Below are 6,267 nucleotides of genomic sequence, written 5' to 3' on the forward strand. Positions count from 1 at the left end.
CGGCGGCGACGATGACGACGACGATCGCGGCGGTGCTCGTGCCGAGGAGCGCGAGGCGCAGCAGGAAGAGGCCGACGCGAACGGTGAGGGAGCTGGCGACGAGGGGGCCATTCCCGACGCCGAGGCCACTGACGAGGAGGCCGAGGAGCGCAGCCGCGCCGCCGATGGGCCGCGCCGTGGCGAGACGGCCATGGAGCGCAAGGTGCTGGAGGATGCCGTCTACTATATCCGCGGCCTGGCCGAACGCCATGGCCGCAACGCCGACTGGGCCGAGGAGGCGGTGCGCGAGGCGGTCAACCTCACCTCCCGGGAGGCGCTGGAGAAGAACGTCATCGACGTGGTGGCCAGCGACATCGAGGACCTGCTCGAGCAGATCGACGGTCGCACGGTGGTGATGGAGCGCGGCGAGCTGATCCTCGATACCGAGAACCTGGTGATCGAGCGCTTCGACCCCGACTGGCGCACCGAGCTGCTGTCGGTGATCACCAACCCCAACGTCGCCTACTTCCTGATGATCATCGGCTTCTACGGGTTGATCTTCGAGCTCTCCAACCCGGGCAGCCTGGTGCCGGGCACCATCGGCATCATCTGCCTGCTGCTGGCCCTCTTCGCTTTCCAGGTGCTACCGGTCAACTATGCCGGACTGGCACTTATTCTGGTGGGCCTGGCGCTGATCGTGGGTGAGGCCTTGATGCCCAGTTTCGGCATATTGGGTATCGGCGGCATCGTCGCCTTCGTGATCGGATCGGTGATTCTGATGGATGCAGACAACCTGAGTATCTCGCTGCCGATGATCGGCGGCATCGCCCTGCTGGCCGCGGTCCTGATGCTGTGGGTGATGACCCGCTTCGTGAGCCTGCGCCGGCGCCCGGCCAAGGGCGGGCAGGAGGAGCTGGTCGGCAGCGAGGCCAGGGTCCTCGAGGACTTCGACGGCACCGGCCACGTGCGCCTGATGGGCGAGCGCTGGAATGCCCGCAGCGACAGCCCGCTGGTCAAGGGCCAGAGGGTGCGGGTCGCGAGCATCGATGGCCTGACCGTCGAGGTCGAGCCTCTGGAGGAGGATCGCTAAGGCGTCGTGGTCGATGCCGCCAGGCTTCACGCAGAACCTTTCGCGCCAAGCTCTTCACGCCAACCATGGAGACAGATCATGTTGATTTCCTATCTCGTACCGGTCGTGCTGCTGTTCATGCTGATCGCCGCCTCGATCCGCATCCTGCCGGAGTACAAGCGCGGGGTGATCTTCTTCCTCGGCCGCTTCCAGGGGGTCAAGGGCCCCGGCCTGATCATCGTGATCCCCGGGATCCAGAAGATGGAGGTGGTCGACCTGCGGGTGATCACCATGGACGTGCCGGAGCAGGACGTGATCTCCCAGGACAACGTCACCGTGAAGGTCAACGCCGTGCTCTACTTCCGGGTGGTCGATCCGGAGAGGGCGATCATCCAGGTGGAGAACTTCACCGTGGCGACCAGCCAGCTGGCCCAGACCACCCTGCGTTCGGTGCTCGGCAAGCATGACCTGGACGAGATGCTCTCCGAGCGCGACAAGCTCAACAACGATATCCAGGAGATCATCGACGCCCAGACCGAGGAGTGGGGCATCAAGGTGGCCAACGTGGAGATCAAGCACGTTGACCTGGACGAGAGCATGATCCGCGCCATCGCCCGCCAGGCCGAGGCCGAGCGCGAGCGCCGCGCCAAGGTGATCCACGCCGAGGGCGAGCTGCAGGCCTCGCGCAAGCTGGTCGAGGCGGCCAACGTCATGGCCGAGAACTCGGCCGCCCTGCAGCTGCGCTACCTGCAGACCATGAGCGACATGAGCAACAAGAACGCCTCGACCATCTTCTTCCCGCTGCCCATGGACATCATGGAGGCCTTCCGTCACCTGAAGGCTTCGCCGGCCGCCCAGGCACGCACCGGCGCCAGGGCACCCGACCAGGGCGACGCCAGCTGAGCCTTTCCCACCCATGCCGCCACGGCCGCCCGGCTGTGGCGGCCCCTGCTCTCCCGGCCCGGGGGTGCACTGCAGCATCCGTTCTGCTAGAATCTTCGCTCTCCCCGGGAGCGGTCATAAGACTTTCGTTCAATTCGTTCCCGTTGACGCGATGCACAGCAAGGGAACCGACAGCACGTGACGACTCCCCCGGCAGGGCTGGCCACGCCGCCCTAGCGCACTTCTCCTTCTTTATATGGTATATGGTCGCGCCCTCGTCATCGAGGCGTCACCGCATGGCGCCACCCTGTGGTCGCCGGGCACGCTGGTGCCCATCCCCATAGTGGCAATACCCGATCGTCCGTGACATGGACCGCAGCGCTCGCGGTGCGGTCGGCGGCCCGGCGTTGCCCGACAGCCCTGACGCCTGACGGCATGACATTCACCCCCGACTGGACTCGAGCATGTACGAAAAAATGAAGCTGAGTTGGTTTTCCAACTTGAAAGGCGACACCCTCGCGGGAATCGTGGTCGCCCTGGCCCTGATTCCCGAGGCGATCGCCTTCTCCATCATCGCCGGCGTGGACCCCAAGGTGGGCCTCTACGCCTCCTTCGCCATCTGCGTGATCATCGCCTTCACCGGCGGCCGTTCCGGCATGATCTCCGGCGCCACCGGCGCCATGGCGCTGCTGATGGTCCTGCTGGTCAAGGAGCACGGCCTCGAGTACCTGCTGGCGGCCACTCTGCTCACCGGGGTGCTGCAGATCATCGCCGGCTATCTAAGGCTCGCCGAATTGATGCGCTTCGTGTCGCGCTCGGTGGTGACGGGCTTCGTCAACGCCCTGGCCATCCTGATCTTCATGGCCCAGCTGCCGGAGCTCACCGACGTGACCTGGCACGTCTACGCCATGACCCTGGCCGGCCTGGCGATCATCTACGGCTTCCCCTATGTGCCAGTGGTCGGCAAGTCGATTCCCTCGCCGCTGATCTGCATCGTGGTGCTCACCGCCGTCTACATGCTCACCGGCATGGAGATCCGCAGCGTCGGTGACATGGGCGAGCTGCCGGATAGCCTGCCGGTCTTCCTGTGGCCCGATGTCCCGCTCAACCTCGAGACGCTGATGATCATCTTCCCCACTGCACTGATGCTGACCGTGGTGGGCCTGCTCGAGTCGATGATGACCGGCACCATCATCGACGACCTGACCGACACCAAGAGTGACAAGAACCGCGAGTGCAAGGGGCAGGGTCTCGCCAACATCGGCTCCGGCCTGATCGGCGGCATGGCGGGCTGCGCGATGATTGGCCAGTCGGTGATCAACATCAAGTCCGGCGGTCGCCGCCGCATGTCCTCGCTGATCGCCGGCGTGGTGCTGCTGATGATGGTGGTCTTCCTGGCCGACTGGGTCTCCCAGATCCCCATGGCCGCACTCGTCGCGGTGATGATCATGGTCGCCATCGGCACATTCAGCTGGTCGTCGATCCGCGACCTCAAGAAGCATCCCATGAGCACCAATATGGTCATGGTGGCCACCGTGGTGGTGGTGGTGGTGACTCACAACCTGGCCATCGGCGTCTTCGTCGGCGTGCTGCTCGCCGCCATGAACTTCGCCAACAAGGTGGGCAACATCCTCTACATCGGCAGCGAGGAGGCCGACGAGGGCAGCCGCCGCATCTACAAGGTGGTGGGCCAGGTGTTCTTCGCCTCCTCCGAGCGTTTCGGCAGCTCCTTCGACTTCAAGGAAACCGTGGAGAAGGTCACCATCGACCTATCCCGCGCCCACTTCTGGGACATCACCGCCGTGCAGACCCTGGACCGCGTGGTGATCAAGTTCCGCCGCGAGGGTACCGAGGTGGAGATGATCGGCCTCAACGAGGCAAGTGCCACCATCGTCGATCGCTTCGCAGTGCATGACGATCCGGAAGCCGTCGAGAAACTGATGGGAGGACACTGATATGACCGAACAGGTAATGGCCGCCATTGACGGCTCGACGTTCTCCGAAGGTGTCTGCGACGCCGCCTCCTGGGCCAGCCTGGCCCTGGAGGCGCCGCTGACCTTCCTGCACGTGAACGACAACCATGTGCCGCCGGAGGAGCGCAACCTTTCCGGCAATCTACTGGCCGGTGGGCGCGAGCGTCTGCTCGAGGAGCTTTCACGGCTCGACGAGCAGCGCGCCAAGGTTGCCCAGGAGCAGGGCCGGCTGATGCTGCAGGCTGCTCGGGAGCGTGCCATCCAGGATGGCGTCGCCGAGCCGGTCACCCGCCAGCGCAACGGCACCCTGGTGGAGACCCTGGAGGAGCTGCAGAATGACATGCGCCTACTGGTGATCGGCAAGCGCGGCGAGGGCGCCGAGCAGGCCAGTGGCCACCTGGGGTCCAATCTGGAGCGGGTGGTGCGCACCCTGCATCGGCCGATTCTGATGGTGCCGGCGTCCTTCGAGGCCCCGAAGAAGGTGATGATCGCCTTCGACGGCAGCCAGACCACCCGCAAGGGCGTGGAGATGCTGGCCAGGAGCCCGCTGTTCGCCGGCATCCCGGTGCACGTGGTGATCGTTGGCGCCGAGACCGGCGATAACCGCTCCCAACTCGACTGGGCACTCAAGACGCTGCGCGAGGCCGGCCACGAGGCCGAGGGCGCCATCCGCGCCGGCGAGGTGGAGGCCACCCTGCGCGCTTACAAGGAGGAGCAGGGCATCGACCTGCTGGTGATGGGCGCCTACGGCCATTCGCGCATCCGCCACCTGTTGGTGGGCAGCACTACCACCGAGATGCTGCGCCGCGCCAGCGTGCCGATCCTGCTGCTGCGCTGACCTTTCCCCGAGCCGGCCCCGTCCTGCACGTTGTGCCGGCTTTTTTAATCATGCCAGAGCATGGAGAGTGCATCATGAGCCCGAGTCCACCCTGAGCCCGCCCCACCAATCCACCTACCCAAGAGATAGAGGATCGAACGACCACCCCCAAAGGGGGGGATTGAACAAGGACCTGACCATTGGACAGCCAATCGCTGACGCACACCGCGTTCTTCGATGAGACCTCGTCCTCTCATCGCTTCGTCGCCAAACTGCTCGACGAGGCCGACATTCGTATCAATGGCAAGCGACCCTGGGACATCAAGCTCAATGCCCACGGCGTCATCGACGAGGCACTCGCCCGCGGCAACCTGGGCCTCGGCGAGAGCTACGTGAACGGTGACTGGGACGCCGAGCGCCTGGACGCGTTCTTCTTTCACCTGCTGCGCGCCCGTCTCCCGGACAAGATCAGCCACCGCAAGCTGGTCTTCCACCACCTGCGCACCCGGCTGATCAACCTGCAGACCGCCAAGCGCGCCTTCGAGGTGGGCGAGGCCCACTATGACATCGGCAACGACTTCTACGCCGCCATGCTCGACAAGCGCATGACCTATACCTGCGGCTACTGGAAGGATGCCGACAACCTCGAAGAGGCTCAGGAGGCTAAACTCGACCTGATCTGCCGCAAGGTGGGGCTCGAGCCCGGCATGCGGGTTCTGGATATCGGCTGCGGCTGGGGCAGCTTCATGGCCTATGCCGCCGAACACTACGGCGTGGAGTGCGTGGGCCTGACCATCTCCCGCGAGCAGGCCGACTATGGCAAGTCACTCATGCAGCGCGGGCTACCGGTGGAGTTTCGCCTGCAGGACTATCGTGACGAGACCGAGCAGTTCGACCGCATCATCAGCATCGGCATGTTCGAGCACGTCGGCCGCAAGAACTACCGTACCTACATGGAGATGGCCCATCGCTGCCTCAAGGACGACGGTCTCTTCCTGCTGCATACCATCGGCAAGAACGTGCGCAACTCCTCGCCGGACCCCTGGATCGACAAGTACATCTTTCCCAACGGCGAGCTGCCGGCCCTGGGTCACGTCACCGATGCCGCCGAGGAGCTGTTCGTGGTCGAGGATGTGCATAACTTCGGCGCCGACTACGACAGGACCCTGATGGCCTGGCACGAGAAGTTCGAGGCCGCCTGGCCGCAGTTTGCCGAGGCCTACGGCGAGCGTTTCTACCGCATGTGGCGCTACTACCTGCTGAGCTGTGCCGGGGCCTTCCGAGCCCGGGACATCCAGCTCTGGCAATTCATGCTCAGCAAGAAAGGTGTCCTTGGCGGTTATCACCGCGTCAGCTGACTCATGCCCTACTTTCCACTCACCAGGATCATTTGATGAGCGACTACTCCCTGTTTACCTCCGAATCCGTCTCCGAGGGTCATCCCGACAAGATCGCCGACCAGATCTCCGACGCGGTGCTCGATGCCATCATCGCCCGTGACAAGCAGGCACGGGTGGCCTGCGAGACCCTGGTCAAGACCGGCGTGG

6 protein-coding genes are annotated in these 6,267 nt (G+C 64.6%); all 6 read left to right on the forward strand.

The window, feature by feature from the left end; all coding sequences use genetic code 11:
• Window positions 1-1,069: nodulation protein NfeD (locus IBX53_RS13895; protein WP_290910297.1), on the forward strand; the 1,069-nt coding region annotated here is incomplete at its 5' end.
• Between the two features lie 78 nt (window positions 1,070-1,147).
• Window positions 1,148-1,951 carry a slipin family protein gene (locus IBX53_RS13900; protein WP_290910299.1) on the forward strand — a complete coding sequence of 268 codons (804 nt, stop codon included), beginning with the start codon at window positions 1,148-1,150 and terminating at the stop codon, window positions 1,949-1,951.
• Window positions 1,952-2,394: 443 nt separating this feature from the next.
• Window positions 2,395-3,885, forward strand: coding sequence for a SulP family inorganic anion transporter (locus IBX53_RS13905; protein WP_290910302.1), 1,491 nt, complete (start codon window positions 2,395-2,397; stop codon window positions 3,883-3,885).
• 1 nt (window position 3,886) lies between these two features.
• Window positions 3,887-4,741 carry a universal stress protein gene (locus IBX53_RS13910; protein ID WP_290910304.1) on the forward strand — a complete coding sequence of 285 codons (855 nt, stop codon included), beginning with the start codon at window positions 3,887-3,889 and terminating at the stop codon, window positions 4,739-4,741.
• 179 nt (window positions 4,742-4,920) lie between these two features.
• Entirely contained in the window at window positions 4,921-6,078 is a 1,158-nt protein-coding gene (gene cfa / locus IBX53_RS13915; RefSeq protein ID WP_290910306.1) for a cyclopropane fatty acyl phospholipid synthase, read from the forward strand.
• 35 nt (window positions 6,079-6,113) lie between these two features.
• Window positions 6,114-6,267 (forward strand): S-adenosylmethionine synthetase N-terminal domain-containing protein (locus tag IBX53_RS13920; protein ID WP_290910308.1); only part of this gene is annotated, 154 nt, incomplete at its 3' end.

Source organism: Halomonas sp. (assembly GCF_014859505.1).
GTDB lineage: Bacteria > Pseudomonadota > Gammaproteobacteria > Pseudomonadales > Halomonadaceae > Halomonas.